Origin of the sequence: Albidovulum inexpectatum, assembly GCF_002927635.1 — a bacterium.
GTDB lineage: Bacteria > Pseudomonadota > Alphaproteobacteria > Rhodobacterales > Rhodobacteraceae > Albidovulum > Albidovulum inexpectatum.
Genome location: NZ_PRDS01000006.1, coordinates 79,863 through 106,304, shown reverse-complemented (window position 1 = coordinate 106,304; position 26,442 = coordinate 79,863). Strand labels below are relative to the sequence as shown.

29 protein-coding genes and 2 tRNA genes are annotated in these 26,442 nt (G+C 64.3%); 18 read left to right on the top strand and 13 right to left on the bottom strand.

The genetic code is table 11. The annotated features are described in order from the left end of the window. The first annotated feature begins 50 nt into the window (after positions 1 to 50). A complete protein-coding gene (locus LV82_RS10495; protein ID WP_104071468.1) occupies positions 51 to 977 on the top strand; it encodes a carbohydrate kinase family protein in 927 nt (308 codons plus the stop codon). Next, the gene (dtd, locus tag LV82_RS10490; protein WP_104071466.1) at positions 977 to 1,414 is read left to right on the top strand and encodes a D-aminoacyl-tRNA deacylase; all 438 of its coding nucleotides are present in this window, start codon (positions 977 to 979) and stop codon (positions 1,412 to 1,414) included. Before LV82_RS10495 ends, dtd begins: the two co-directional genes overlap by 1 nt. 4 nt (positions 1,415 to 1,418) lie before the next feature. On the opposite strand, the gene LV82_RS10485 is transcribed toward dtd, so the two are convergent. Continuing rightward, positions 1,419 to 2,342, bottom strand: coding sequence for a DMT family transporter (locus tag LV82_RS10485; protein WP_104071464.1), 924 nt, complete (start codon positions 2,340 to 2,342; stop codon positions 1,419 to 1,421). Positions 2,343 to 2,351: 9 nt separating this feature from the next. Continuing rightward, positions 2,352 to 3,782 (bottom strand): Glu/Leu/Phe/Val family dehydrogenase, encoded by a 1,431-nt coding sequence (locus tag LV82_RS10480; protein WP_104071462.1) that lies wholly within the window; start codon positions 3,780 to 3,782, stop codon positions 2,352 to 2,354. Positions 3,783 to 4,182: 400 nt separating this feature from the next. Here LV82_RS10480 and LV82_RS10470 point away from each other — a divergent pair, with 400 nt between their 5' ends. Genes LV82_RS10470 through LV82_RS10460 form a run of 3 tightly spaced genes read left to right on the top strand, consistent with a single transcriptional unit; the run spans position 4,183 to position 7,079 of the window. Further along, a complete protein-coding gene (locus LV82_RS10470) occupies positions 4,183 to 5,826 on the top strand; it encodes a Tad domain-containing protein (RefSeq protein ID WP_104071459.1) in 1,644 nt (547 codons plus the stop codon). Positions 5,827 to 5,837: 11 nt separating this feature from the next. Continuing rightward, the gene (locus LV82_RS10465) at positions 5,838 to 6,389 is read left to right on the top strand and encodes a TadE/TadG family type IV pilus assembly protein (RefSeq protein WP_146065157.1); all 552 of its coding nucleotides are present in this window, start codon (positions 5,838 to 5,840) and stop codon (positions 6,387 to 6,389) included. 3 nt (positions 6,390 to 6,392) lie between these two features. Further along, the gene (locus LV82_RS10460) at positions 6,393 to 7,079 is read left to right on the top strand and encodes a TadE/TadG family type IV pilus assembly protein (RefSeq protein WP_104071456.1); all 687 of its coding nucleotides are present in this window, start codon (positions 6,393 to 6,395) and stop codon (positions 7,077 to 7,079) included. A gap of 55 nt (positions 7,080 to 7,134) precedes the next feature. Here LV82_RS10460 and LV82_RS10455 read toward each other — a convergent pair whose 3' ends face one another. After that, positions 7,135 to 7,692 carry a hypothetical protein gene (locus LV82_RS10455; RefSeq protein ID WP_245873141.1) on the bottom strand — a complete coding sequence of 186 codons (558 nt, stop codon included), beginning with the start codon at positions 7,690 to 7,692 and terminating at the stop codon, positions 7,135 to 7,137. Continuing rightward, entirely contained in the window at positions 7,689 to 8,276 is a 588-nt protein-coding gene (locus LV82_RS10450; protein ID WP_104071454.1) for a TetR/AcrR family transcriptional regulator, read from the bottom strand. The genes LV82_RS10455 and LV82_RS10450 overlap by 4 nt, the downstream gene beginning before the upstream one ends. A 106-nt stretch (positions 8,277 to 8,382) precedes the next feature. Here LV82_RS10450 and LV82_RS10445 point away from each other — a divergent pair, with 106 nt between their 5' ends. The 10 genes from LV82_RS10445 to LV82_RS10400 all read left to right on the top strand — a co-directional run bounded on the left by LV82_RS10445 (position 8,383) and on the right by LV82_RS10400 (position 17,107). Beyond that, on the top strand, positions 8,383 to 8,604 hold the full coding sequence (locus LV82_RS10445) for a hypothetical protein (protein ID WP_104071452.1): 222 nt from the start codon (positions 8,383 to 8,385) through the stop codon (positions 8,602 to 8,604). A 125-nt stretch (positions 8,605 to 8,729) separates the two neighbouring features. Next, positions 8,730 to 10,016: a homoserine dehydrogenase gene (locus LV82_RS10440; RefSeq protein ID WP_104071450.1), complete on the top strand. Its 1,287-nt coding sequence runs from the start codon at positions 8,730 to 8,732 to the stop codon at positions 10,014 to 10,016. A gap of 76 nt (positions 10,017 to 10,092) precedes the next feature. After that, positions 10,093 to 11,073 (top strand): class II fructose-bisphosphatase, encoded by a 981-nt coding sequence (glpX, locus tag LV82_RS10435; RefSeq protein ID WP_104071449.1) that lies wholly within the window; start codon positions 10,093 to 10,095, stop codon positions 11,071 to 11,073. Continuing rightward, complete coding sequence (gene recJ / locus LV82_RS10430) at positions 11,070 to 12,860, top strand: single-stranded-DNA-specific exonuclease RecJ (RefSeq protein ID WP_104071447.1); 1,791 nt, start codon at positions 11,070 to 11,072, stop codon at positions 12,858 to 12,860. The genes glpX and recJ overlap by 4 nt, the downstream gene beginning before the upstream one ends. Positions 12,861 to 12,933: 73 nt before the next feature. After that, positions 12,934 to 13,008 (top strand) — tRNA-Glu (locus LV82_RS10425). A 33-nt stretch (positions 13,009 to 13,041) separates the two neighbouring features. Further along, a tRNA-Glu gene (locus LV82_RS10420) sits at positions 13,042 to 13,116 on the top strand. Positions 13,117 to 13,199: 83 nt separating this feature from the next. Further along, on the top strand, positions 13,200 to 13,859 hold the full coding sequence (locus LV82_RS10415) for a paraquat-inducible protein A (protein WP_104071445.1): 660 nt from the start codon (positions 13,200 to 13,202) through the stop codon (positions 13,857 to 13,859). Continuing rightward, complete coding sequence (locus LV82_RS10410) at positions 13,826 to 14,461, top strand: paraquat-inducible protein A (protein WP_104071443.1); 636 nt, start codon at positions 13,826 to 13,828, stop codon at positions 14,459 to 14,461. The genes LV82_RS10415 and LV82_RS10410 overlap by 34 nt, the downstream gene beginning before the upstream one ends. After that, complete coding sequence (locus tag LV82_RS10405) at positions 14,458 to 16,545, top strand: MlaD family protein (RefSeq protein WP_104071442.1); 2,088 nt, start codon at positions 14,458 to 14,460, stop codon at positions 16,543 to 16,545. The genes LV82_RS10410 and LV82_RS10405 overlap by 4 nt, the downstream gene beginning before the upstream one ends. 1 nt (position 16,546) lies before the next feature. Then, positions 16,547 to 17,107, top strand: coding sequence for a PqiC family protein (locus LV82_RS10400; protein ID WP_104071440.1), 561 nt, complete (start codon positions 16,547 to 16,549; stop codon positions 17,105 to 17,107). A 37-nt stretch (positions 17,108 to 17,144) separates the two neighbouring features. Here LV82_RS10400 and LV82_RS10395 read toward each other — a convergent pair whose 3' ends face one another. The 5 genes from LV82_RS10395 to LV82_RS10375 all read right to left on the bottom strand — a co-directional run bounded on the left by LV82_RS10395 (position 17,145) and on the right by LV82_RS10375 (position 21,521). After that, positions 17,145 to 18,170, bottom strand: coding sequence for a GGDEF domain-containing protein (locus tag LV82_RS10395; RefSeq protein ID WP_104071439.1), 1,026 nt, complete (start codon positions 18,168 to 18,170; stop codon positions 17,145 to 17,147). Continuing rightward, positions 18,170 to 18,739, bottom strand: a complete 570-nt coding sequence (locus LV82_RS10390; RefSeq protein ID WP_104071437.1) for a heme NO-binding domain-containing protein — start codon at positions 18,737 to 18,739, stop codon at positions 18,170 to 18,172. The genes LV82_RS10395 and LV82_RS10390 overlap by 1 nt, the downstream gene beginning before the upstream one ends. Positions 18,740 to 18,807: 68 nt before the next feature. Next, positions 18,808 to 20,361: a trimethylamine methyltransferase family protein gene (locus LV82_RS10385; protein ID WP_104071435.1), complete on the bottom strand. Its 1,554-nt coding sequence runs from the start codon at positions 20,359 to 20,361 to the stop codon at positions 18,808 to 18,810. A gap of 98 nt (positions 20,362 to 20,459) precedes the next feature. Continuing rightward, positions 20,460 to 21,164, bottom strand: coding sequence for an HAD family hydrolase (locus LV82_RS10380; protein WP_104071672.1), 705 nt, complete (start codon positions 21,162 to 21,164; stop codon positions 20,460 to 20,462). A gap of 69 nt (positions 21,165 to 21,233) precedes the next feature. After that, positions 21,234 to 21,521, bottom strand: coding sequence for a DUF3572 domain-containing protein (locus tag LV82_RS10375; RefSeq protein WP_104071433.1), 288 nt, complete (start codon positions 21,519 to 21,521; stop codon positions 21,234 to 21,236). A 97-nt stretch (positions 21,522 to 21,618) separates the two neighbouring features. On the opposite strand from LV82_RS10375, the gene LV82_RS10370 reads away from it, so the two are divergent. Continuing rightward, a complete protein-coding gene (locus LV82_RS10370) occupies positions 21,619 to 22,998 on the top strand; it encodes a diguanylate cyclase domain-containing protein (RefSeq protein ID WP_104071431.1) in 1,380 nt (459 codons plus the stop codon). Positions 22,999 to 23,019: 21 nt separating this feature from the next. Here the strand turns inward: LV82_RS10370 and LV82_RS14930 are convergent, their stop codons facing one another. From LV82_RS14930 to LV82_RS10355, 4 genes are all read right to left on the bottom strand, one after another. Further along, positions 23,020 to 23,520: a periplasmic heavy metal sensor gene (locus LV82_RS14930; protein ID WP_170063403.1), complete on the bottom strand. Its 501-nt coding sequence runs from the start codon at positions 23,518 to 23,520 to the stop codon at positions 23,020 to 23,022. A gap of 4 nt (positions 23,521 to 23,524) precedes the next feature. Continuing rightward, positions 23,525 to 23,920, bottom strand: coding sequence for a dihydroorotate dehydrogenase (locus tag LV82_RS14785; protein ID WP_146065156.1), 396 nt, complete (start codon positions 23,918 to 23,920; stop codon positions 23,525 to 23,527). After that, a complete protein-coding gene (locus tag LV82_RS10360; protein WP_104071427.1) occupies positions 23,913 to 24,497 on the bottom strand; it encodes an RNA polymerase sigma factor in 585 nt (194 codons plus the stop codon). The genes LV82_RS14785 and LV82_RS10360 overlap by 8 nt, the downstream gene beginning before the upstream one ends. Before the next feature lie 92 nt (positions 24,498 to 24,589). After that, positions 24,590 to 25,174, bottom strand: a complete 585-nt coding sequence (locus LV82_RS10355) for an EF-hand domain-containing protein (protein ID WP_245873140.1) — start codon at positions 25,172 to 25,174, stop codon at positions 24,590 to 24,592. Between the two features lie 182 nt (positions 25,175 to 25,356). Between LV82_RS10355 and LV82_RS10350 the strand changes: the two genes are divergently transcribed. Then, on the top strand, positions 25,357 to 25,749 hold the full coding sequence (locus LV82_RS10350; RefSeq protein ID WP_104071425.1) for a DUF983 domain-containing protein: 393 nt from the start codon (positions 25,357 to 25,359) through the stop codon (positions 25,747 to 25,749). After that, on the top strand, positions 25,746 to 26,438 hold the full coding sequence (locus tag LV82_RS10345; RefSeq protein ID WP_104071423.1) for an NUDIX hydrolase: 693 nt from the start codon (positions 25,746 to 25,748) through the stop codon (positions 26,436 to 26,438). Before LV82_RS10350 ends, LV82_RS10345 begins: the two co-directional genes overlap by 4 nt. Positions 26,439 to 26,442: the final 4 nt, after the last annotated feature.

The window sequence follows — 26,442 nt, the reverse complement described above, 5'->3', positions numbered from 1 at the left end:
CGCTAACATCCGCGGCCAGGCAATGGCCGCACGCGAAGGGAGTGGCCACGATGATCCTGTGCTGCGGTGAGGCCCTGATCGACATGCTGCCACGCAGGACCGAAGGCGGCGAGGATGCCTTTGCCCCCTATCCGGGCGGCGCGGTCTTCAATACCGCGATTGCGCTGGGCCGGCTGGGCGCGCCCGCGGCCTTTCTGTCGGGGATCTCGACGGACCTGTTCGGACAGCTTCTGATGGAGGCGTTGAAACAGTCGCGCGTGGACGGGACGCTGACCATCCGTTCGGACCGGCCGACCACGCTGGCCTTTGTCAGGCTGATCGACGGGCAGGCAACCTATGCCTTCTATGACGAGAACACGGCCGGTCGCATGATCTCGCCGCAGGATCTGCCGGACCTGACGGATGACATCGGCGCGCTGTTCTTCGGCGGGATCAGCCTTGCCGTTGATCCCTGCGGCGCGGCCTATGAGGCGTTGATGGAACGCGAATCCGCGGCGGGTCGGCTGACCATGATCGACCCGAACATCCGCCCCGGCTTCATCCGCGACGAATCCGCCTACCGCGCGCGTATTGACCGGATGCTGTCATGTGCCGACATCGTGAAGCTGTCCGACGAAGATCTGCGCTGGCTGGAGGGCGACGGTTCGATCGAGGAACTCGCGCGCGGCATCCTGGCACGCGGACCGAAACTGGTGCTGATCACCGAAGGCGCGCGTGGGGCGCATGCCTTTACCCATCGCGTGGCGCGCTTCGTTCCCGCCCAGACGGTGCAGGTCGTCGATACGGTCGGTGCGGGCGACACGTTCAACGCGGGCATCCTTGCAGCCCTGCATCGGGCAGATTGCCTGTCACGCGCTGCCCTGTCGGAGCTGACCGACGAAATTCTGGACGCGGCCCTGTCTCTGGGCGTGCGGTCGGCCGCGATTACCGTCTCACGCGCGGGGGCAAACCCGCCTTGGGCCGAGGAGCTCGCCTGATGCGCGCGCTGATCCAACGCGTGACCGAGGCCAGCGTCACCGTCGGCGATCGCGTGACGGGACGGATCGGACCGGGCCTGCTGATCCTCGTCTGCGCAATGCGCGGCGATACCGAGTCCAATGCCGAGAAACTGGCCGCGCGGATCGCGCGGCTTCGGATCTTCCGCGACGATGCGGGCAAGATGAACCGTTCGCTGCTGGAGACCGGCGGCGCCGCGCTGGTCGTCAGCCAGTTCACGCTGGCCGCCGACACCTCGCGCGGCAACCGCCCGGGTTTTTCCGAAGCCGCTCCGCCGGAGGAAGGCGAACGCCTTTACCGGCATTTCTCGGACGCGCTGCGGGCGCAGGGAATCCATGTCGAGAACGGCGAATTCGGCGCGGACATGGATGTGCGGCTGACCAACCAGGGTCCCGTCACGATCTGGATGGACGTCTGACCGATCAGCCCTGCGGAGTCATCGCCCGACGCTGACGCGCCCTTTCGAGCCCTAGTTGGCGCTCGCGCAGGATGATCAGGATACCCGCCAGCATGACCAGCGCCGCACCCGCCAGAACGACCAGCGTCGGGGTTTCGCCAAAGGCCACATAGCCGATCACCAGCGCCAGAAGCATCGAGACATATTCGAAAGGCGCCACGACCGAGGCATCTGCGAAACGATACGAGCTTGTCAAAAGCACCTGCCCCAGCCCGCCAAGAATGCCGGCGCATACCAGCATTGCCGCGACCATCGGATCGGGCCAGACCCAGCCGAATGGCACCGTCAGCAAAGACAGAAGCGCCGAGTTGATCGAGAAGTAGAAGACGATCGCGCTGACCTTTTCCGTGGACACCAGCTTGCGCACGAAGACCTGCGCCAAGGCCGCGAATACCGCGCCGATCAGTGCCAGCAGCGCCCCAAGGGCCTCGGTCGGGGCAACCGTTCCGGCTTGCAGAGCACTCATGCGCGGCGACAGGATCACGACCACGCCCGTCATGCCAAGGGCGACGGTGAATATCCTGAAAAGCCGGACATTTTCGCCAAGGAACATTGCCGCGAAGACGACCGTCAGAAGCGGAGCCGCATAGCCGATGGCGGTCGCTTCCGGCAACGGCAACAGGCCCAGCGCGGCAAAGCTGCATCCCATGGCCGCGGTTCCGACCAGACCGCGCCAGAAATGCCCCATGAGGTTGCGAGTCGCCAGACCTTCGCGCAAGCCACGGGTCAGCAACAGCCAGACAAGGATCACCGGAACGGCAAAGGCCGAACGGAAGAACACCACCTCGCCCGGCGGCACGGCACCCGAGACCGCCTTTACCAGGCTGGCCATCGCCATGAACACACAGACCGAGGCGACCTTGAAGGCGATGCCGCGCAGGGGGGACATGCCGTGACCTTACAGGCCCTTGGAGCGATAGCTCTTGGCGACCCGGTCGATGGCCACGACATAGGCCGCCATGCGCATGTCGGGAACGTCGTCGCGGCTGCGCCAGACCTCGGCAATCGCCTGATAGGCCGAACGCATCGTGTCATCCAGGCCCGACCGCACGAGCTCGAGCTCGCCCGCGCCGCGCAGGAACTGGTCCTTGAAATTCGGCGACAGCGTCCAGCCAAGGCCGCGATCGGCCGAAAGCCGCTCCAGCTCCTCGACCAACAGGCGGTTGCGGCCCTCTTCATAACGGCGCTGCATCCGGCCAAAGCGGATATGCGACAGGTTCTTGACCCATTCGAAATAGGAAACGGTCACACCGCCCGCATTGGCATAGAGATCGGGGATGATCACCACGCCCTTCTTGCGCAGGATTTCATCCGCGCCCGCCGTGACCGGGCCGTTCGCGGCCTCGATGATCAGCGGCGCCTTGATGCGGTCGGCATTTCCCAGATGGATCACGCCTTCCATGGCGGCAGGGATCAGGATGTCGCAGGGTTCTTCCAGAACCTTGGCGCCGTCCTCGACATAGCGGCCTTCCGGGCAGCCCTTGACGCCGCCATGTTCGGTCAGCCAGTCCCGCACGGCCTGGACGTTCAGGCCGTTCTCGTTGATCAGGGCGCCGTCACGTTCGATGATCGCCGTGATGATCGCACCGTCCTCCTTGGACAGGAACAGGGCGGCGTGATAGCCCACATTGCCAAGGCCCTGCACAATGACGCGCTTGCCGTCCAGGGTGCCTGTCAGACCGGCTTCGGCCATGTCGGTCGGGTGGCGGAAGAACTCGCGCAGGGCGTATTGCACGCCGCGGCCCGTGGCCTCGACCCGGCCCGCGATACCCCCGGCATTCAGCGGCTTGCCCGTCACACAGGCCGAAGCGTTGATATCGGTCGTGTTCATGCGCCGATACTGATCGGCCATCCAGGCCATCTCGCGTTCGGATGTGCCCATGTCGGGCGCCGGCACGTTCTGGGCGGGATTGATCAGGTCGCGTTTGACCAGCTCGTAAGTGAAGCGGCGGGTGATCAGCTCCAGCTCATGTTCGTCCCATTCGCGCGGATCGATCCGCAATCCGCCCTTCGATCCGCCAAAGGGCGTCTCGACGACCGCGCATTTGTAGGTCATCAGCGCCGCCAGCGCCTCGACCTCGTCCTGGTTGACCGACATCGCATAGCGGATCCCGCCCTTGACCGGCTCCATGTGTTCGGAATGGACCGAGCGGTAGCCCGTGAAGGTGAAGATCTGCCCGCGCAGACGCACGCCAAAGCGAACCGTGTAGGTCGAGTTACAGACCCGGATCTTTTCTTCCAGCCCCGGCGACAGGTCCATGACCTTGACGGCCCGGTCGAACATCAGGTCGACGGACTGACGGAAACTGGGTTCTCGTGGCGCGGACATGCGATTTCTCCCTCATGGTCGCTCGGGGCGCAGGCGAAACACAGCGCCCAAGGCGACGGCGGAACGATGCCCGTGCATATCAGAGCGTGACGCAAAGACAAGATGCCGCCTGCCAGGATCCCGACTGGCCGGCCCGGGGCTCGGGAAGCGACGAATCGCTGCGCCCGGTCTGGACGCGCTGCGGCCTGCATCCAGACATGTTCAAGAATTCTGAACAATGGCACCAATTTGACAATCATTGAAAACGTCAGGCGTTTCAATTCACTATAGCGCCCAACTTTTGCCACAACTGGAAAGGATATTGTGCTTTCCTTGAGGGGTCCGGTACGTGCATGACACGCACACCGTTGCAACTGGAATTTTTTGGGCTGCCCCACAGCCGCCGGGAAGGGTTTGAACGATGATACGGTCTGGATTGAAGCAACTGACGCACCGGGTTGCAAGAACCGCTGCAGCCAGAGCAGTTGCGCGCTTCCGCCGCGAAGAAGACGGATCGCTGATCGTCTTCGGACTGTTCTGTTTCGTGATGATGCTTCTGATGACGGGCGTCGCGCTGGACGTGATGCGATATGAAGAGCGGCGCACCGTGCTGCAGGCAACGATCGACCGCGCCGCGCTGGCGGCTGCCGACCTTCAGCAGACCCTGCCCCCCAAGGAGGTGGTCAAGGACTATTTCGTCAAGGCCGGCCTGACGCCGCCGAAGGACGAGGACATCGTCGTCCAGCAGGGCGCCTACAACGAATACCGCAAGGTTGCCGTCAAGACTTCGGAAAACATGCCCACCTGGTTCATGCGCATGGTCGGGATCAACGAGATGACGACGCCCGCGGCATCCACCGCCGAGGAAAGCATCGGCCAGGTCGAGATCTCGCTGATCCTCGACATCTCGGGGTCCATGGGGCGCAACAACCGCCTGACAAACCTGAAACCCGCGGCCAAGAACTTCGTGGACAAGATCTTTGACTCGACCGAACCGGGCAAGGTTTCGATCTCGATCGTGCCCTATTCGACGCAGGTCAACCTGACCGACGATTTCGCCAGCTATTTCAACATTTCGGGCGAACATGGCTACTCGAACTGCATCGAGTTCGACAAGGCCAAGGGCGATTTCGACACGACCGCGATGGATGTCGGCTTTGGGGCTGGCGCGCGCGTCTATCAGCGCAACGGCCATTTTGACCCGTTCTATACCCGCAAGCCGCCGCGCCTGCTGAATTGTCGGACCGAAAGCGAAGCCAAGATCCTGCCGTTCTCGGGCAACCGGGATGAATTGAAATCCTTCATCAACAGCCTGTCGGCGGGCGGGAACACCTCGATCGATATCGGGATGAAATGGGGCGCTGCGCTGCTTGACTCCTCGCTGCAACCGGTGGTCGATGGAATGATCGCGGACGGCAAGCTGCCGGCGGCCTTCGGCGACCGTCCTTACGCGTTTGACGATGCCGAGGCGCTGAAGATCATCGTGCTGATGACGGATGGCGAAAACACCACAGAATATCGCCTGAAGCCGGCCTACGCTTCGGGGGACAGCCTGCTGTATACGAACACCGCGTATCTTTCTTCAGGCTCGAAAAGCATCGACCAATACAGTTTCTATGACCCAACCCGTTCGTCGAAAAAGTACTACAGCTTCAAGAAGGAAAAGTGGCTGGACAAGCCCTATGGCGACAATTCCGGAGATCCAGGCGACGCCGTTCGCATGACCTGGCCGGAGGTGTGGGACGCGATGTCCCTGCGCTACTACGCCTACAACATTCTCTATGAGGCCACCCGCTCGGCAAGCCGCTACTATGACTTCTTTGATGAAGCATTCTACGGCATTGCCAGCGACAAGGACGATCGCACCACGCGGCTGTGCAACGCGGCCAAGGCGCATGGCGTGAAGATCTTCACCATTGCCTTTGAAGCCCCGACGGGCGGCCAGAACCTGCTGAAAAGCTGCGCGAGTGCCGACGGCGGCTTCTATAACGTCGCCGGCCTAGACATCGAAAAGGCCTTTGCCGGCATCGTGAACTCGATCAACAAGCTGAGGCTGACGCACTGATGACGACGGTGATGAAACGCATGCGCGGCTGGCTGTGGCGCAAGTGCCGCGAGGAGGACGGTGCCTCGACGATCCCCTTCGTCATCATCGTTCCGGCCTTCCTTGTGCTGCTGATGTCGTCGCTGGAACAGGGCATCCTCCTGCTTCGGCATGTGATGCTGGAACACGCGGTTGACGTTTCGGTGCGCGATCTGCGTCTGGGCACCTGGAAAGACCCGACGCATGACGAGTTCAAGAAGGTCGTCTGCAGCCGCGCCGGCATCATCCCCGATTGCGAGAACGTCCTTCTGGTCGAACTGCGCCCGATCGACACGACGACCTGGTCGCCTTTGAACACGGGGCCGGTCTGCGTGGATCGCGCAAGCCCGATGGAACCCGAAGACATGCCGGAATTCGAGGACGGCGAAGGCGACCAGATCATGCTGATCCGCGCCTGCGTCAAGTTCGATCCGGTATTTCCGACCACGGGGCTGGGCTTCTACCTGCCAAAGGACAATACCGGGGCCTATGCGCTGGTCACCATGTCGGCCTATGTCAACGAACCCGATCTGGGGGGGAGCTGAGCCATGTCCATACTGTCACGCCTTCGGATCCGGCTGCGCGCCTTTGCCACGGACAGCGCGGGAAACATGGCCGCAGAGGGGCTTATCGCTTCGGTATTCCTGTTCTGGTGGTACATGGCGTCGTTTTCGTTCTTCGACGTCTATCGGCAGAAGAACATCAACCTGAAGGCCGCATATACGATCGCCGACCTGATCTCGCGGCAGACGAATGCGGTTGACGCCGATTATATCGAGGGGCTGAACGACCTTTTCGACTACATGACCACTTCGCGTCAGCCGACCTGGATCCGCGTCAGCTCGGTCATCTATGATGCAACGGACGACAAGTACGAGGTGGCATGGTCCTACGGCACCGGTTCGGCGCAGGCCCATTCCGATTCGTCGATCAATGCCCAACGTGGGCGTATTCCGTTCATGCCCGAAGGCGACAGCGTTCTGGTGGTTGAAACCAACATGGCATTCGAACCGGTGTTCAAGCTGATCGGGATCGATCCGCGCTGGTTGACGACGTTCATCACGACGCGCCCGCGCTTTGCCGCCTGTGTGCCTTTCGACAAGAAGGACGGCTCGACGCCGGCCTGCATCTATGACTCGGCCATCGACCCGGACGGCGAGGTCCATGACGACGTCACGACCGAGGTTACCGTAACGACGGGAGATGGCAGCGATCCGGTATCGACGGGCGGCTGAAACATCCGCAAACGCGTGGGAAAATGGCCGTCCGGACCGGGCGGCCATTTTTGTCTTATCCGGGGTCGTTGGCTTGCCGTTGCTGCAACGCGACGGACAGCAGATCAGCCATGTTGCGCCCTTCGGCACCCGAAATCGTGCCCCCCACCCCGACCCGGCGACCCAGGCGCCACCACAGCCCCGGCTCCCATCTGCGGCTGTGCGATGTCGTCAGGTGCAGCAGGAAGCCGTTTGACGGCTTGAAGGCAAAGGCGCCACGCTCGACGCGCTCGACATCCTGAAGACGTGCGATCACCGTCCCCTCGCTGTCACGCAGCTCGTCTTGTGTCAGGATCAGCGATCGCGCGGTGGCACGATACATGCGCACGCACAGGACAAGTGCAAGCACCCCGAAGACGACAAGCATCCCCGAAACCAACCCAGACCCCGACGGAATCGAAAAGGCCAGGTACACCAACAGAAAGCCCAACGCGCCCAGCACGCCCAGCGCGAAAAGCCGGCGGGGAACCGAAGGCGTGATACGCGCCAGAATCTGGTCGTTTCGTTCATCGTTCATGCCGGTCAGTTGCTCCCCAATCGTCTCGTCAACGGCACCGCGGGCGGAATCCATCATGCTGAAACCGCCTTGCGGACCATGTCCCAATAGATGTCGCCCACGCGGTCGCGACTCAGGCGACCGCCCTCGCGATACCATGTCGTCACGCCGGTCAACATCGCGATGATCGCCAGCGTCGCGATCTTGGTGTCGGGAATCGAAAGAAGGCCCTGCCGGACGCCGTCGCGAAGGATTGTCTCCAGCTCATCTTCATAGGCCCTGCGCAACGACTCGATCCGCCGAAAGTTGTCGGGGCCCAGATTGCGCAGTTCCATGTATGACAGAAAGACCGCATCGGGCCGCTCCAGGTTGAACCGGATGTGAAAGCGAACAAAGCGTTCCAGCCGCGTCAGGGGATCCTCATCTTTCGGCTCGGCCTCCCATGCGGCAAGAAGCTCATCCATGTGGGACTTGAGCAGATCGAACAGCAAGGTTTCCTTGTCAGGCGTGTAAAGATACAACGCCCCGGCCTGCACACCGACCTCGGCCGCAATCTGGCGCATGGAGACGGCGGCAAAACCATACCGCGCAAACAGCCGCAACGCCGCATCGCGGATGCGCGGCCCCGTAATTTCAGAATGGGATCCGGTCTTTCTTGCCATGTCGCCAAGTTAACTGAACGTGTGTTCAATACAAGATCGCAGCGAAGCCGCTTGCGCGCTGGACTGCCCCGCAATAGCCTTCCGCGCAACCGGATCAGAGCTGACGATGCCCCGCAAATTCATCCTGACATGCCTGCTCTTCATGCTGACCGGCTGTAGCGTACCGGGCGCGCGGAAGGAAACGGGTGCCCCATGGCCAAGGCTTGTGCCCCTGTCCGACATTGAACAGGCCGCCCCCGCCACACCAGCCGATGACCCGACCGGATTGCTGGACAGGGCGGCCGCGCTGAAGGCGCGCGCGGCAAGTCTGCAAGGCGAAAGCAACTGACATCCGGGCTGACGCCCATGCAACGCAGCCATGCATCTGCCTCCAGACGGATTGCGCAGGCTCGCGCGACGGGCTAACACCCTGCCCCAAGGGCCACGTCGGCCAGAACACCAGCGGAGTTTTCCATGACCAAGCCCCTGCGTCTTGGCATTGCCGGACTTGGCACGGTCGGCATCGGGACAGTCAAGATCATTCAGCGCCATGCCCAGATGCTGGCCCGGCGCGCAGGCCGCGAAATTCGCATCAGCGCCATCAGCGCCCGCAATCGCAAGCGGGACCGGGGCGTCGATCTGTCCGCCTATGCCTGGGAGGACGACCCGGTCGCACTGGCCCGGCGCGATGACGTCGATGTCTATGTCGAACTGATGGGCGGAGAGAACGGCCCGGCCAAGGCCTCGATCGAAGCTGCCATCGCCGCTGGCAAGGACGTGGTCACCGCCAACAAGGCCCTGCTGGCCATACATGGGCACAACCTTGCGCTCGCCGCCGAGGCGGCTGGCCGCGTGATCCGGTTCGAGGCGGCCGTGGCGGGGGGCATACCCGTGGTCAAGGCGCTGAGCGAGGGGCTTGCGGGCAACGAGATCCGGCGCGTCATGGGTGTGATGAACGGCACCTGCAACTACATCCTGACCCGGATGGAGGAATCGGGCCTGACCTATGACGCGGTCTTCGAAGAGGCCCGCCAGCTGGGTTATCTCGAAGCCGACCCGAACCTGGATGTGGGCGGGATCGACGCGGGCCACAAGCTGAGCCTTCTGGCTGCAATCGCCTTTGGCACGCGTGTCTGTTTCGACGCGGTCCAGATCGAAGGCATCGGCCGGATCTCGATCGACGATATCCGGCGTGCCCGGGACATGGGCTACCGCATCAAGCTTCTGGGCGTAGCCCAGATGACCGGCCGGGGACTGGAGCAGCGCATGACGCCCTGCCTTGTCCCCGCCGACAGTCCGCTGGGTCAGCTGCAGGGCGGCACGAACATGGTCGTGATCGAAGGCGACAGCGTGGGCCAGATCGTGTTGCGCGGTGCCGGGGCAGGCGAAGGCCCGACGGCCTCGGCCGTGCTTGCAGACATCATGGAGATCGCGCGCGGCTGCCGCGTGTCGACCTTCGGCCAGCCGGCGGCCTCGCTGAGCGAGGCGGTGCCGGCCGCAACAAGCGCCCCGGCGCGTTGGTATCTGCGCATGCAGCTTGCCGACAAGCCCGGCGCGCTGGCCAAGGTGGCGACCGTCCTGGGCGACGAAGGCATCTCGATCGACCGAATGCGGCAATATGGCCATTCCGACGCCACGGCCCCCGTTCTGATCGTGACGCACAAGACGACACGCGAAGCGATCGACCATGCGCTGAGCCGCCTGCCCGAGACCCGCGTCGTCGAGGGCGATCCGGTGGCGATCCGCATCGAGACCGTCTGAGTCCCGCCTGCCCTTGCCCGCGCCACGGCTCTGCGGCTAGATGCAGCCAAAGGCAATTCATGGGGGAGCCACAGGCATGGCCGACAAGAAGGAATTTCAGGACCGCATGCTGTCGCTTGGGCTGGCGCGGGTATCCGAGGCCGCAGCCCATGCCGCTGCACGCCTGATCGGACGGGGCGACGAAAAGGCCGCGGACCAGGCCGCCGTGAATGCGATGCGCGATCAGCTGAATCTGCTGGACATTCGCGGCACGGTTGTGATCGGCGAAGGCGAGCGCGACGAGGCCCCCATGCTGTATATCGGCGAAGAGGTCGGATCGGGTAATGGCCCCGAAGTCGACATCGCGCTGGACCCGCTGGAAGGCACGACACTGACCGCCAAGGACATGCCGAACGCGCTGACCGTCATCGCCATGGCGCCGCGGGGCACCCTGTTGCACGCCCCGGACGTGTACATGGACAAGCTGGCCGTCGGACCCGGCCTGCCGAAAGATGTCGTCAGCCTCGACATGAGCCCCGCAGAACGGGTGAAGGAGCTTGCCAAGGCCAAGAATTGCGCGCCCAGTGACATCACCGTGTGCATCCTTGAACGCCCCCGGCACGAAGACATGATCGCCGAGGTCCGCTCGACCGGCGCGGCGATCCGGCTGATCACCGATGGCGACGTGGCCGGCGTCATTCACTGCGCGGAATCCGAACTGACCGGCATCGACATGTACATGGGCGCAGGCGGCGCCCCCGAAGGCGTCCTTGCCGCGGCCGCCCTGAAATGCATGGGCGGGCAGATGTGGGGGCGGCTGCTGTTCCGCAATGACGACGAACGCGGACGTGCCGCCAAGGCCGGGATCACCGATCTGGATCGGGTCTATGCGCGCGACGACATGGTGAGGGCCGATGTGATCTTTGCCGCGACGGGCGTGACCAACGGCTCGATCCTGCGTGGCGTGCGGCGCGAGCCGACCTTCATCGAGACCGAAACCATCCTGATGCGGTCCAAGACCGGATCGGTTCGCCGCATGATCTATCGCAATCCGGTGCGCCCAGCGAATCGCGCATGAGTGTCGATGCGGCAAGCGCGACCCGGGGCGCCTTTCTTGGGGTCGAACGATCCCTGAGCGGGCGCCGCTGGATCGGCCCAGGCCCCGAGCAGGACCGCCTGGCCGAGGCCATGGCCCAGGCGACGGCCCTGCCCCTTCCTCTTGCGCGCATTCTGGTCGCCCGCGGCGTGACTCCTGCAGAGGTCGACCGGTTCCTCGAGCCTCAGCTGCGCGATCTGCTGCCCGACCCGCGCAGTCTGAAGGACATGGCCGCGGCGGCCCAGCGCATCCTGCGAGCCGCACGGGGACGCGAACGGATCGCCATTTTCGCCGATTACGACGTTGATGGCGGCGCTTCGGCGGCGTTGCTCATCACATGGCTGAAGGCCATGGGACGGCAGGCCACGCTTTATGTGCCCGACCGGATCGAAGAGGGCTATGGGCCCAATGTGCCCGCGATGCGCCAGCTTGCACGCGATCATGATTTGATCGTCTGCGTCGATTGCGGGACGCTCTCGCACGAGGCGATCGGAGCAGCCAGTGGGGCCGATGTCGTGGTGCTCGACCACCACCTTGGCGGTGAAACCCTGCCTCCCGCGCTGGCCGTGGTGAACCCGAACCGTCAGGACGAAGATGGCGAGCTTGGCCATCTTTGCGCCGCCTCGGTCGTTTTCCTGCTGCTGGTCGAGCTGAACCGCCTACTGCGCGCGGATGGCGTGAACGGCCCCGATCTGCTGGGGCTTCTGGACCTCGTGGCGCTGGCCACGGTTGCCGACGTTGCGCCGCTGACGGGCGTGAACCGCGCCTTTGTCCGCCAGGGATTGCGTGTCATGGCGCGGCGCGAACGCCCCGGTCTGCGTGTTCTGTGCGATATCGCCAGGCTGGACCGCGCGCCGGAATCGTTCCATCTGGGCTTTGTCCTGGGCCCACGCATCAATGCGGGGGGGCGCATCGGCGCGGCCCATCTGGGCGCGCGGCTTCTGGCCACCGATGACGAAGCCGAGGCCCGCAGGATTGCCGAGCAACTTGAGGCGCTGAACGCCGAACGCCGCGAGATCGAGAATCGCATTCGCGACGCGGCACTGATTCAGGCGGAATCTCGCGGTCTGGACGGTCCGCTGGTCTGGGCTGCCGGTGACGGCTGGCACCCGGGCGTTCTGGGCATCGTCGCGGCGCGACTGAAGGAGGCGACCAATCGCCCGGCCATCGTCATCGGACTTGACGGAAACGAAGGCAAGGGCTCGGGCCGCTCGGTCGAAGGCGTCGATCTGGGGGCGTCCGTTCAGCGCGTCGCGATGGAGGGCCTGCTGATTCGTGGCGGGGGGCATCGGATGGCCGCCGGGCTGACCGTTTCCCGCGATCGGCTGGAGGCCGCGATGGAGCGGCTGGGGTCGCTGTTGCAGCGCCAGGGCGCGATTCGCGTCGGACCGCGCGACCTGCGCCTTGATGGGCTGCTCATGCCCGGCGCGGCCACCCCCGAGTTGATCGAGGATATCGAGCGCGCCGGCCCCTTTGGCCAGGGTGCGCCGGCGCCGCGCTTTGCCATGCCCGACATGGTCGTGACCCATGTGCAGCGCGTCGGCGAGTCTCACCTTCGCCTGGGGGTGACGGACGGGGCCTCGGCCAGCTTGCAGGCCATCCTGTTCGGCGCATTCGACACGCCACTTGGTGATATTCTGGCCGCCGGAAAGGGGCGTCGTTTCCACCTCGCCGGGCGTGTCGAGATGAATCACTGGCAGGGCCGCAGCCGGGTTCAGTTGCGACTCGAGGACGCCGCCGAAAGCGGGGCACAGACGGCGGGCGAGTGATGCGAAAAAGTCGCGAAAAACCTCTTGCGCGGTTCTCGCGGCTTTAGTAGACACCGCCCCACGCCGGAACCGCGGCCCGTTCGTCTATCGGTTAGGACGCCAGGTTTTCAACCTGGAAAGAGGGGTTCGATTCCCCTACGGGCTGCCACTTCGGTCGCTGCGTCGGATGGCGCGCCAGCGCGGCCCGTTCGTCTATCGGTTAGGACGCCAGGTTTTCAACCTGGAAAGAGGGGTTCGATTCCCCTACGGGCTGCCACTTCTTTCCTCGACATGTCGCATCAACACTTGTGGCGCATGGCTGCGTCAGTCTCTAACATCGCGCCAGAGAGGACCCGACGCATGACAATCCATGTCCCCCACACAACAGGACATCCGGCGCTGGGACCGCTGGACGAGCTGATCGCGTGCCCGACATGCGACGGCCTGCATCGCCTGGTGCATGTGGCGCCGGACATGACGGCCCGGTGCCGGCGGTGCCACACGGTCCTTCTGGCCCCGCGCCGAGGCGCAATGACCCAGATCGTCATGCTGGCGGCAACGGCTGCGATCCTGATGATCGCTGCAATCTTCTTTCCCTTTCTGGAGCTTCAGGCCGGGGGCCTGAACCAGCGGACCTCGATCATGGGCGCGGTTCTTGCATTCTCTCATGCCGGGATGCTGCCCCTGTCGCTTGCGGTGGCTGCTTTCGTCGTTGGCCTGCCACTGGCGCGGTTCGTGGCCCTGATCTATGTGCTGGCGCCCATGGCTCTGGGCTGGCGGCCCGCACGCCATGCGGCACGCGTCTTTCGCTGGTCGGAATGGGTCCGTCCCTGGGCCATGGCCGAGATCTTCATCATCGGCGTGGCCGTAGCGCTGGTCAAGGTCGCGGGTCTGGCCAAGGTCACCCCGGGGCCGGCCTTCTGGGCGTTTGCCGCGCTGGTTCTGGTAACGGTACTCAAGGACAACTTCATGTGTCGGTTCACGATATGGCGAACGCTGGACGAACGCACGAAATCCTGACCGCGCGGCGCGCAGGGCTGGTGGGTTGCACGACCTGCGGCAAGGTGCACCCGCTGGATACCCGTGTCTGCCGCCGATGCGGCGCGGCGCTGCAAAGCCGTGACGAAACCAGCCTGCAGCGCGTCTGGGCATGGCTGATCGCCGGCCTCGTGGCCTATATCCCGGCCAATGTCTATCCGATGCTGATCACGCAGACCTTTGGCAAGCGCCAGGAAAGCACCATCGTCGGGGGCGTCATCGAGCTTGTCCATCACGGCAGCTGGGGCGTCGCCCTGATCGTCTTCGTGGCGTCGGTCGTCGTGCCGATCGGCAAGTTCATCGCGATTGCCTGGCTTGCGATCTCGGTGCGCAGCCGATCTGCCGCCGATGGGCATACCCGCCAACATGTCTACGAGATCGTCGAGTTCATTGGCCGCTGGTCCATGATCGACGTCTTCGTGGTGGCCATCCTTGCCGCGCTGGTCCAGCTTGACTTCGTGGCCAGCGTCAACCCGGGCACGGCCGCCGTCAGCTTTGCGCTTTCCGTTGCATTCACGATGCTTTCAGCCCAGAACTTCGATCCCAGGCTGATCTGGGACGCCTATGAGGCAGATGACACATGAATGACCTGATCGAACCCGCCGAACCCGATATCGAACCTGCGCGCCGAGGGTTCTTCCGCAATCTGTCGCTTGTCTGGCTGGTGCCGATTGCCGCACTGATCGTTTCACTGGGGCTTGCCTGGCAAAGCTACTCGCAGCGTGGTGTCGCGATCACCATCACGTTCCCCAATGCGACAGGCGTCACGCCGGGCGAGACGGTCATCAAGTACCGCGATGTCGTGGTTGGCACGGTCGAGAAACTGACCTTCACCAGCGACCTGTCCGCGGTGGTCGTGCACGCCCGTGTCGACAAGGACATCGCCCCCTACCTGGACGAAGATGCGCAATTCTGGATCGTCTCGCCCAAGGTCACGGCGCGGGGGGTCAGCGGCCTGTCGACCGTTCTGTCAGGCGTCTATATCGAGGGCGCATGGGATGAAACGCCGGGCGAGCAGAAATACAGCTTTGTCGGCGCCGACGGGCCGCCCCTGGTCCAGCCGGGAAGGCCCGGCAAGCGGATCAGCCTGATCACCAATGACGGCCGACTGGTTTCGGAAGGCGCGCCCGTCTATTTCCACGGGATCGAGGTCGGACGCCTGGAAAAGCCGCGGCTGATCCTGTCCTCGGACACGATCATCGTCGATGCCTTTATCGAGGCTCCGCATGACCGGCGCCTGACCACGGCCACGCGGTTCTGGGACACGTCGGGCGTGTCCTTCAAGATCGGCACGGGCGGGGTTTCGCTGGACTTCGACTCGCTGGCTTCGATCATTGCGGGCGGGATCGAATTCGACAACCTGTTCGAGGGCGGCGAGCCTGTCGGGCCAGGCCATGTCTTCAATATCTACCCCGACGAATCCGAGGCACGACGCAGCCTGATCGCGCGCACGCCCGGCGCGACGGTCACGGTCGCGGCCCAATTCGACGAATCCATCAGCGGGCTCGAACCCGGCGCCGATGTCACGTATAACGGCCTGAAGGTCGGTGAGGTCAAGGCGCTCTCTGCCAAGGCCGAGGATACGGCGGAAGGCCCACAGGTCCGCCTGTTCGCCAACCTGACCATCGAACCCGACCGGCTGGGCCTGAAAGCGGGCGCGACCGAGGACGAGGTGCTGCAATTCCTGGAAGAGGCCGTGGAGCGTGGGCTGCGCGCGCGGCTTGCGACGGCATCGATTTTCAGTTCCGCCCTCATCGTCGAACTGGTCGAACTGCCCGACGCCCCGCCCGCGAAACTGGACCGCACGGCCGAGCCCTTGCCCATTCTTCCCACCGTGCCGTCGGATCTGCCCGATTTCACCGCAACGGCCGAAGGTGTGCTGGAGCGGATCAACAAGCTGCCGATCGAGGATGTGCTGAACCAGGCAATCAGCCTGATGGCCTCGATCGAGCAGGTCGTGCGCGCAGAAGGCACGCAGAAGACCCCGGACGCGGTGCTGGCCCTGATCGAGGACACGCGCAGCCTGGTGAACGACGAGGCGACACGCGCCTTGCCGTCGGACCTGCGCGCCGCGGTCACGGATCTGCGCCAGATCGTGGCCGAGATGAAGGAGGCCGGGACTTTCGAAACATTGACCCAGGCGATCCAGCGCGCGGATGCAGCGGTGGCAAATATCGAAACGGCCTCGGAACAGATCCCGGCATTGGTCGAGGATTTGCGGGCATTGGCGGCCAAGGCGAATTCATTGCAGGCCGAAGAGCTGATCGCGTCGGCCACGCGCGTTCTGGACAGCGCCGACAAGTTGATCGGAACCGATGCCGCACGCGAGCTGCCCCCTGCCCTGACCGGAGCACTGGAAGAGATCCGCGCGGCCGTTGCCGAACTGCGCAAGGGTGGTGCCGTCGAAAACCTCAACGCGACGATGGCGTCCACGCGCGATGCGGCCGAATCGGTCGCCGCTGCGGTCGAGCGGCTGCCCGAACTTTCGGCGCGGCTCGAGCGTCTGGTTGCGCAGTCCGAGGCACTGATTGCCGCCTATGGTGACCGGTCGGAGTTCAACGACGAAACGCTTGCGACGCTGCGCGAAGTTCGCAATGCTGCTCGCTCGGTCAGCCAGCTGGCCCGGGCGATCGAGCGCAATCCCAATTCATTGTTGATGGGGCGGTAAGATGCGACTGACACCAATCCTGATGAGTGCTGCGATACTTGCAGCCTGCGGTTCGGGCAATGAGGCGCGCTACCTGATTGATCCGCCCGCCGTTTCGGCCGAACGTCCGGCGCGGGTCGCCACGGTCGAGATGCGCGATGTCAGCCTGCCGGCCTATGCCTCGGCCGTCGAGATCTCGCGGCTGGAAGCCGACGGGGCCTTGCGCAATCTGCCCGATTCCCTGTGGGCCGACGACCCCGTGCGCGGTGTGACGCATGCATTGGCCAGAAGTCTGGATGCCGCATCGCGGGCCACCGTCGCGGCCGAGCCATGGCCCCTGTCCGATCCGGCGCAGGCCGTCGTGGATGTGCGCATCGAACGCTTGGTCGCGCGCGCCGACGGCAAGCTGGAGCTGGCAGCCCAGTATGCCATCGCCTCGCCCGATGGTCTGATCCGCGAGCGCATCGGTCGTTTCCAGACGACGGTCGAGATGGGTGGCGAAGGGCCGGACGCGATCGCTGCGGCGGCTGGTCAGGCAATCGCAGAGCTCGCCGATCGGCTGGCCGAGGAATTGTCGCGCTAGTTCAGCGACCTGCCCCGGGAACGCAGCCGAACCAGGATCACGTTCGCGCTGACGCGGCGGTTTTCTCGGAATGGACGCGATAACAGCCGCGGCCGCTTCGCTTGGCCTCGTACAATGCGGCATCCGCATCGCTCAGCATCCGGTCCGGATCTGGGCTGGCGTAAAGAGACGACATGGTGATGCCGATACTGCCCGAGATGCGGCAAGCCTCTCCCTGCCACTCGATCGGTTGTTCGATGTTGCGGATAAGCCTTCGGGCCACGCGGCGCAGATCTGCCGGTTCCGTCAGCCCGGGAAGCAGGATGACGAATTCATCGCCGCCCACACGCGCAATGAAGTCCTGACTGCGAAAGACCTTGCGCAGGCGCTCGGCCGCCACGGTCAGGACATGGTCGCCGGCGGCGTGTCCCTTGGTGTCGTTCACGACCTTGAAGAAGTCCAGATCGATCTGCATCAGCGCGAATCCAGGCCCGCCGCGCAACACCCCAGCCACCGAGCGTTGCAGTTCCATGTCCAGAGCGCGGCGATTGTGCAGGCCGGTCAGGGGATCTGTAAGGGCCTGAGCCTCGGCCCGCTGACGCGCGACTCGCAACCGACCATTCAGCGCGACAATCTCGGACATGACGGCCGCCTTGGCTTCCTTGAGGTAAAGGAATTCGATCGCAAGATCCGTCGGCGCGAAATCGGCCGCCGTCAGTCCGTGACTCCGAACCGCCTCGGCCAGGCCGATGCCGAAAGACAGGTTGAACAGCAATCCCTGGCCTGTCGCCAGTTCGACACAGGTTCCGCGAAAGGCGGTGAAGGGCGACTCGCGCAGGCGCAAATGCAGCCTTTGTCCCGTCAACCTGCGAAGATCGCCCAGGCTGATCGAAGTGTGCGGCTTGCGCAATTCGAACCGTTCACGAAATTGCGAATGCAGAAGCGGCCGCCCAAGCCGCAGGCGCGCAATGGTCGTCCCCACCGAGGCAATCTCGCCTTCCGCCGAAATCACGATGTGCATCGGCATCAGGACGCCCAGCGCCGTCGGGTCGATGCCTATGGTCCCGCCGACCATCGTATCCATCAAACCGCCCCCCCTTTTGTCAGATCGAACGCGCGCCCTCGCGCGTGGCGTTCGTCCAGAAGATCGATCGTCACGCGTCCCCCGCCGGCGCATTCGATCAGGGCAAGTGCGCCGTAATCGTCGGCCATGGCCCGGACCAGACCGGCAAGCATGGACGAAAATCCGAACCGGTCAGGCTTGCAGCAAAGCTCGAAATGTCCGTTTTCTCCGCCCGATATTTCCAGATCGGGCATATCCAGATCCGGCACCGCCAGATGGGCGCGATCAGGCAACTCATCAAGGGACAGAAGAAAGTCGATGTATTCGACTCCGCCGAAACGCAACAACCGGCGCAAGGGCTCATACCCCACAAGATAGGCGCCGACGTCTTCGGCAATCGCCTCGACGGGCCGGTCCAGCCGGATCGCGGCGGCCCGCAGCAAATCATTGGTCACGGCATCGTCATAGACCATCATGGCCTCGAAGCCCGCCCGGTCGATGCCGGCCTGATCGGCGATTTCGCCCCAGGTTTCGTTGCCATAGGTGTGGCGAAGAAACGATTCAATGGATCGATTGACCAGTCCATGCATCGTGCACCCCCTTTTCCCGACGCCATGCTAGGAAGATGCACGTTAACAATCCGCGAATCCGGGCCGGTTCAGTAATCGGTTGGCGCGCCGCCCTCTCTTTTGCGGCGGGCAACGAAGTCGGACAGTTCCTCGCGTATGGCGTCATCCATTGGTGGCGGGACGAATTCGGCCAGGATCGACCGGGCAATGCGATGGGCACGCTCCGAGGTCCAGACCGCCCCATCGGCGGTCCAGGCTTCGAAATTGCGCCAGTCCGAGGCGAAGGGCTGATGGAAGGCGGTGGAGTAGCGCTGCTGCGTATGGGCGCAGCCGAAATAATGGCCCTCATGTCCAATCTCGGCGATCGCCGACAGGGCCAGGGCGTTCTCATCGGTGGCCCACAGCTCCGGCTCCATGTAGCGTTGCAGCATCTGCAGCACTTCGCAGTCCATGACGAACTTGGCCGGGCTGGCGATCAGGCCGCCTTCCAGCCAGCCGGCAGCGTGATAGACCATGTTCGTTCCCGATTGCATCGCGGCCCACAGCGAATTGCAGGTTTCCCACATGGCTTGGCCGTCAGGCACATTGGCGGCGCAGACGCCCGACGAGCGCAATGGCAGGCCATAGAACCGGGCCATCTGGCCCGTCATCTGCGTCGCACGAACATATTCCGGCGTGCCGAAGGCCGGTGCGCCCGACCTCATGTCGACATTCGAGGTGAAGGTCCCGATCACGACAGGCGCTCCGGGCGCCGCATATTGCAGCAGCGCGATCGCGGAAAGTGCCTCGGCGATCGACAATGCCACCGCCCCGGCCAGGGTGACCGGCGCCATCGCCCCGGCCAATGTAAAGGGCGTGACGATCACCGCCTGTCCATTGCGCGCCATCCGCAGGGCGCCATCGATCATCGGCTGGTCATGCTTCAAGGGCGAAACCGAGTTGATGTTGGTGAACATGCGCGGCTGACGCCGGAAGTCGTCTTCGTCCAGCCCCGCCGCGATCCGAACCATCTGCATCGCGTCCTCGATCCTTTCGGGGCCAAGGGCATAGGCGTGGCATGCCTTGTCGGTCAGGGTCAGCATCTCCAACAGGCATTCGAGATGACGAACCGAAGGGTGGACGTCCAGCGGCTCGACCGGGTAGCCACCGCAGAAATGAATGCAGTTGAAGTATTGGGTCAGCTTGACCAGGTCGCGATAGGCCTCCATCGCGCCGGGAAGCTTGCCGCGCTCGATATCCCACGTGTTTGGCGGCGAGGCAACATTTCCAAACAGGATGTGACGGCCGCCGATGGGGATCGCGCGTTCCGGATTGCGCGGGGTGATCGTGAAACCGGACGGGGCACGAGCGACCATTTCGGTCACGAAATCCGCGTCCATGCACACGACGTCGCCCCTGATCCGACAACCCGCACGACGCAGGATCTCCAACGCCTCGTCGTTCAGAAAGCGAATGCCAATATCGCGCAGGATGCGCATCGCGGCGTCGTGAATTGCCCGGACGCCGTCCTCGTCCATGGGGTCGGTCGGGCGATCGGGGTTCGACGGAATGCGCCAGCCCATCTGCTGCACACTCTGCGTTCCCAGCCTCTCGGCATGTCCTGCGCGGCCGCCTGCACGGCGCCGCGCGGAGGTGGCTGTCATGGTCCTTCTCCCCGCGGGTCACAGGGAAAGGATCGGGCAGTACGACAGGCCTTGCCCTTCGCACTGCGACAGCGGCAGGTCGCTTTCGGGCGCCGCGATCAGGCCGGCAGACCGTCCTGTGCGTCGATCCAGGCCGGCAGGTGCCCGATATCGGGCAAGACACAATCGGCCAGCGATTCAAGCTCGGCCCGACCAGCAAGCCCCGTCAACACGCCCACACAGCGCATCCCTGCGGCACGGGCAGCCGCGAGATCATGCAGGCTGTCGCCCACCATGACCACCGAATCCGGCGGCAGGCCCTGCCCCTGGGCAAAGGCAAGCAGGGGCTCGGGGCTTGGCTTGGCGCCGTGGCCGCTGTCGAACCCGGCGATGAAGTGGAAATGGCCCACAATTCCGGCATCGCGCAGATGCGTCTGGGCGGGTGCCTCGGCGTCATTCGTGATCAGACCCAGCCGAAGATCCCTTTTCGAAAGATCTTCGAACAGGGCGTTCAGGTCGGTGGCGGGCACCTGGGGCGTTTCGGCCGATACCGCGTTCATGCGCGCAACCAGCGTCGACAGATCGGCCGCGGGCAGGTGTGGCAACAGGCACTGGGCGATGTCATCGGGCGTGCCCGCGATGATCGGACTGTCCGGATCGAAGCTGCGCGTCGTCATGTCGAACCCCGTGGCTGTGGCCAGACGATCGGCCAGTTCGGGATCGCCTCCGGCCAGCTCCATGAATGCCCGGCCTGCCCATGCGCCCCACGTCGCGCGAAAGTCGAAAAGCGTGCCATCCTTGTCGAAGATTACGCCGCGTACCATCCTGACCTCGCTGCTGTCCTTGGCCGGCGCAAAGACTGAACCGTCCATCGTGATCGCGCAAGGCGCCGATCAGGTCCAGTTCGGCTCGGCGCCACCCGGCAGGGATTGGCGCGCGCGCATCGGCGCGTCATAGGCAAGTTCGGCCGAGTCGCAAAACGCGCGCACCCATTCGTCATCCATCAGGACGAAATCAAGAACACCGCGCAGAAAGGCAGGATCATCCGCCCTCTCGCGCATCTCGGCCAGGCTGGTACCGGTCGCCCCCAGAAAGATGGGCAGCAGCTCGTCCTTTCCTGCCAGCCAGCCCAGCGCCATCACGGCCACCGTTTCGGCAAATTCCGGCCCAGCCTGCTTCATTCCGCTCTTGCTCCTCGGATTGGGAAAGTCTTTGTTAACCATCTGGGTCAAAGGATGATCAACGCGAACAGGCTTGTAAACGGGGCGGAGCAGCCAGGTGGGCGGCCGTATATTGATCGTGGACGATGTGGGGGCCAACAGGTTCGTCATGATGCGCATGTTGTCGAATGCGTTCTACGAGCCGATCGAGGCCGCAAGCGGCCATGAGGCCCTGGCGCTTGCCCGGGACACGAATCCGGATCTTGTTCTGCTGGATATTGAAATGCCCGACCTGGGCGGGATCGCGACGTGCCAAAAGCTGAAGGCCGACCCAAGGACGGCAGGGATACCTGTCGTGATGGTGACCGCCTACAACGATGTCGGTCGCAAGATGCAGGCGCTGCGCGCCGGTGCCGAAGACGTCATCGGCAAACCCATAAACGAAACCGTCCTGCTGGCGCGAATCCGCAGCCTCTTGCGTGCCCGCGAGACCGAGCGTCAGCTGGGATTGCGCGAAAGCACATATCGCGAGTTCGGATTCGCCGAGCCACCGGCCGCCTTTGCCCCCCGCGCCCGTGTCGTCATCGTCGGGCCCGCCGCGCCAGAGCTCGCCCGGTCCACTTCGCCCCATCTTGATGCCGACATTGTCGCGGCCAACCGCGAAAGCATCCTGCGTGACAGCCAGAAAGGCCGCGCACCCGACGCCTTTGTCGTGGCACTTGGCGGCGGCGGCAGCGTGCGTGAGGGGTTGATGCTGATCGCCGAGCTGCGCGCGCGCGCCGAGACGCGCCACGCGGCGATCTGCGTGCATATCGCGGGGCTTGATGAGGACGACCGCGGCCAGGATGCGGCCGCCATGGCGCTGGATCTTGGGGCAAATGACCTGATCGAACCCGATGCCACGCCAGAGGAGATCGCCTATCGCATTCGCGCCCAGATCGACAGAAAGCTGCAGGCCGACCGCCTGCGCGCGTCGGTCGAAACCGGATTGCGGCTGGCCATGACGGATCCGCTGACGGGGCTGCACAACCGGCGCTATGCGATGCCGCATCTTCAGAAAATGGCAGATGCAGCACGCCGCGAAGGCCGGCGCATCGCGGTCATGGTGCTGGATATCGACCGGTTCAAATCGATAAATGACACGCACGGACATGCCGCGGGAGACGCGGTTCTCGTGGAAATCGCAGACAGGCTGCGTTCGAACCTTCGCGCGGCAGACCTGATTGCCCGGCTCGGGGGCGAGGAATTCCTGGTCGCCCTTCCCGACACCACACCGGAAGCGGCTCAGGCCACCGCAGAACGTCTGCGCCGGGTGATCGCCGCGCGTCCCGTGCCGCTGCCACGCGGCGAAGCCGACATTTCCGTCACCCTTTCGATTGGCCTGGCCCTGGGTCCGACCGATTCCGGTATCGAAGATCTGATCGACCGGGCCGATCGCGCGCTTCTTGGTTCGAAATCGGCAGGACGAAACCAGGTCACGATCGGCCAGACAGCCTGAACGGCGCAACACGCCAGCGGATCATTTCCTGCGCGGACCACGCCAACCATTCTGCAGGCGGTCCTCGATCCGTTCGGCGATGGCGCGGCGCTCATCGGAGGGCAAGGTCGTCAGATGGTCCAGCAACAGCTGGCGGCCCAAGGTCATGCGGTCGCGTGCGCGCTGTTCCTGCCGTGTCAGGATCGCTTCGATCCGCGCGCGATCCAGCGTCTCGGCCCGAAGGGCCTCAGCCAGTTCCGAAAAATCGCGCAATGCTTCGCGCCGCTCTGCCCGAAAATCGGGCGCGGCCGCGACAAAGGCGTCGCGCAGGGCTTCACGATCCTCGGGGCGCAGGACCTCGGTCAACAGGCCGACGCCCACATCGCGAATCGGGGGCTGATGCGCGTCATGGCCATGTCGATGGAGGGCCGCGCCAACAAGCGCCGCCGCCCCGAAGAAGTTCAACGCCAGAGAAAACACCAAGGCAACGCGGACCGGCGTCCACCGCTTGCCACCCTGATCGCCAATCGTCTGCTTTGCCATCGGCTCACTCCACATCCCAGGCCAGCGCAAGAAACTCGCTGCCGGGCATAAGTTCAACCATGTCGGCAGTTTCGGTGCTGGTCTGCACGCCGGACAGCGTGGCCGTCCCGGCAAGCCCGGCATAACCGATCCAGAACCCGGCGAGCGTCGCCGTCGCCAACCCGCCGATACCCTGCCATCCGCCCAAGGCGTCCTTGATCCAGCCGATCACCCTGGACAGGCGCGACTGCTGCACCACACCATACCCGGCCCGCGCCTCGGCCATTGCGGTACGCGGCGCCAGTCGCGCGGCATCTTCCATGACCCGCGCCATCAGGTCTGGCGAGGGTTCGGGAGCTGCCGTCCGCGCCTGCGTGAACAGCTCTTCCAGCGCCGTGTCGTTCATATCCCTCTCAGCCATCGCCATACCCCAATTCCTCGCGTCGCCCGGAAAGGGCGGATTTCAATGCACGCTTGCCACGCGCAATCAGGCTTTCCACCGCCTCGACACCGACCCCCATGACCTCGGCAATCTCGGGATTGGCCAGCCCCTCGATATGACGCAGCACCACTGCCGTTCTCTGGCGTTCGGGCAATTGCATCAGCGCGTGTTGCAGCGCCTGTTGCCTGTCGTGCTCGATCATTCGCCCAACTGCACCGGGATCATCGTCGGCAGGCTCGGGGATCTCGTCCAGCCCCACCGAGCGCCGACGCCGCAACCGGTCGGTCGCAAGGTTCGTCGCCACGCGATACAACCAGGTCGAAACCTGCGCCGTTCCGCGCTGCCAGTCGGGCGCTTGCCGCCACAGGCGCAGCATGGCTTCCTGGGCGACATCCTCGGCCTCGGCGGCGTCGTTCAGCATGCGCAGGGCAACGCGATAGGCCAGAGGCGTCAGACGCAAGGTCAACACGCGCGCAGCCGCCACATCTCCCTGACCGTAAAGGGTCAGAAGATCCTCGTCAGACAGGTCGTCCCGGGCGTCGAAAGCCATTGCCATGATGTCCCACTGGTATAACGCGCGGCAACTGGCCACAAACGGGGATGTGGCCCCGGCGCGACATTTGTGCGCCGAGGCCGCATCATCATGGCCTAGTTGTCGCCCTGTCCCCAAGGGAAGAAGGGATGGCGCGGACCATGGCCGTCACGGTCACCTCGTCCATGGTGTGCGCCCATGCGGCCGCGACCTTCCTTGCCGCGCTCCATCATCCGCTCACGTGCCGCGTCGGCCTCTTCCTTGCTGATGGCACCGTCGCCGTCGGCATCAAGACGCTCGAACATGTCCGGACGTGCCGGAGGCGCCATCATCTCGGCTGCACTGATCTTGCCGTCGCCATCCACGTCACGTTCGGCAAAATGACGTTCGACCATCTGCGTGGCCCGCTCGGTGGCCCTTGCCGTGGCGAACGCGGTCATCTCGTCCTTGCTGATGAAACCGTCACCGTCGGCGTCCAGACCCGCGATCGCGGCCGCGCGGTGGGCTGCGATCTCCTCACGCGTGATCTTGCCGTCCCCATTGGCATCGACTTCGTCGAAATCGGGCATCGGCGCCATCATGCCGGGCCGATCCATCCCGTCGCGCCCCGGGCCGCGATCATGTGCGGAAGAAACCGCCGGAACCAGCGTAGCGGCGCCGGCAAGAAGAGCGACCAGAACACCTGCTCGTTTCATCGTCATCGTTCATTCTCCTTCGATGGTGCGGCCAATTTTCCCGGCCGTCTGATCGTCAAACGCAGGCGCACCGGAATTCCGTCGCGGATTTTTCGGCGCATGCGACATTTCTTCCGATGCGACATGCGGCCAGGGGCCTTCGCATCGCGCCGCCCAGGTGGTAATCAGGCGCAGATGGGAGAACCGAAATGACTGCGATTTCCGCAACTGCCGAAGACCGTCCGTTGGGCCGCGCAATGCGCCGCGGTTTCTTCGGCCGCTGCCCCGCCTGTGGGCGTGGGCGCCTGATGCAGGGTTATCTGCGCGTCCGCGACCGCTGTCCCGAATGTGGCGCGGTCTATTCGCATCACCGCGCCGATGACGGGCCGGCCTATCTGACGATCCTGATCGTCGGTCACCTTATGGCGCCGCTCATCATGTGGGCCTTCGTGAAGTACCGCCCCGATCCGGTGACGCTTGCCACCGTCTTTGCCGTGGGGTGCATAGCGCTGTCTCTTGCGCTGTTGCCACGCCTGAAGGGCATGATCGTCGGCATCCAGTGGGCCAAGCGGATGCACGGCTTCGGAGACGACACCGAATGACCGAAGGGGCCGCGCAAGTCAGCCCCTCGATTCGCAACGCGGCAACGATCATACTCTTGCGCCGGGACGGCGCTGCGGGCCCCCGTGTCCTGATGGGCAGGCGCGGCGCAAGCGCCGCTTTCATGCCCAGCAAATATGTGTTTCCCGGCGGCGCGGTCGATCCCTGCGACGCGCAAGTACCCTTGGCCGACCCTCTTGATCCGGTCTGCGCGCGTCGACTTGCCTGGCGCGCCGCCGGCGCATCTGCCAATGCGATCGCCGCCGCGGCAATCCGCGAATTGTGGGAGGAAACCGGGCTGATCCTAGGCCAGCCCGGAACATGGCCCCATCCCGCCCCACCGGGATGGCGCGGTTTCGCCGATACGGGCCATCTGCCTTCGGCCGGGGCCTTGCGCTTTGTCTTTCGCGCCATCACGCCCCCAGGACGCCCGCGGCGCTTTGATGCGCGCTTTTTCCTGGCCGATGCGGATCACGTCGCCGGGAATGTCGATGACTTCTCGCGCGCCTGTGATGAACTCTCGGCGCTTGCCTGGGTACCGCTCGCGCGCGCACGCGATCTGGACCTGCCCTTCATCACCGAGGTTGTCCTGGCGGAAATCCGGGCGCATCTTTCGCGCGAAACCCAACCCGGCAGCGTTCCCTTCTTTGACAATTCCGATGCGGAATCGCGCTTCATCCGCATAGAGTGAGATT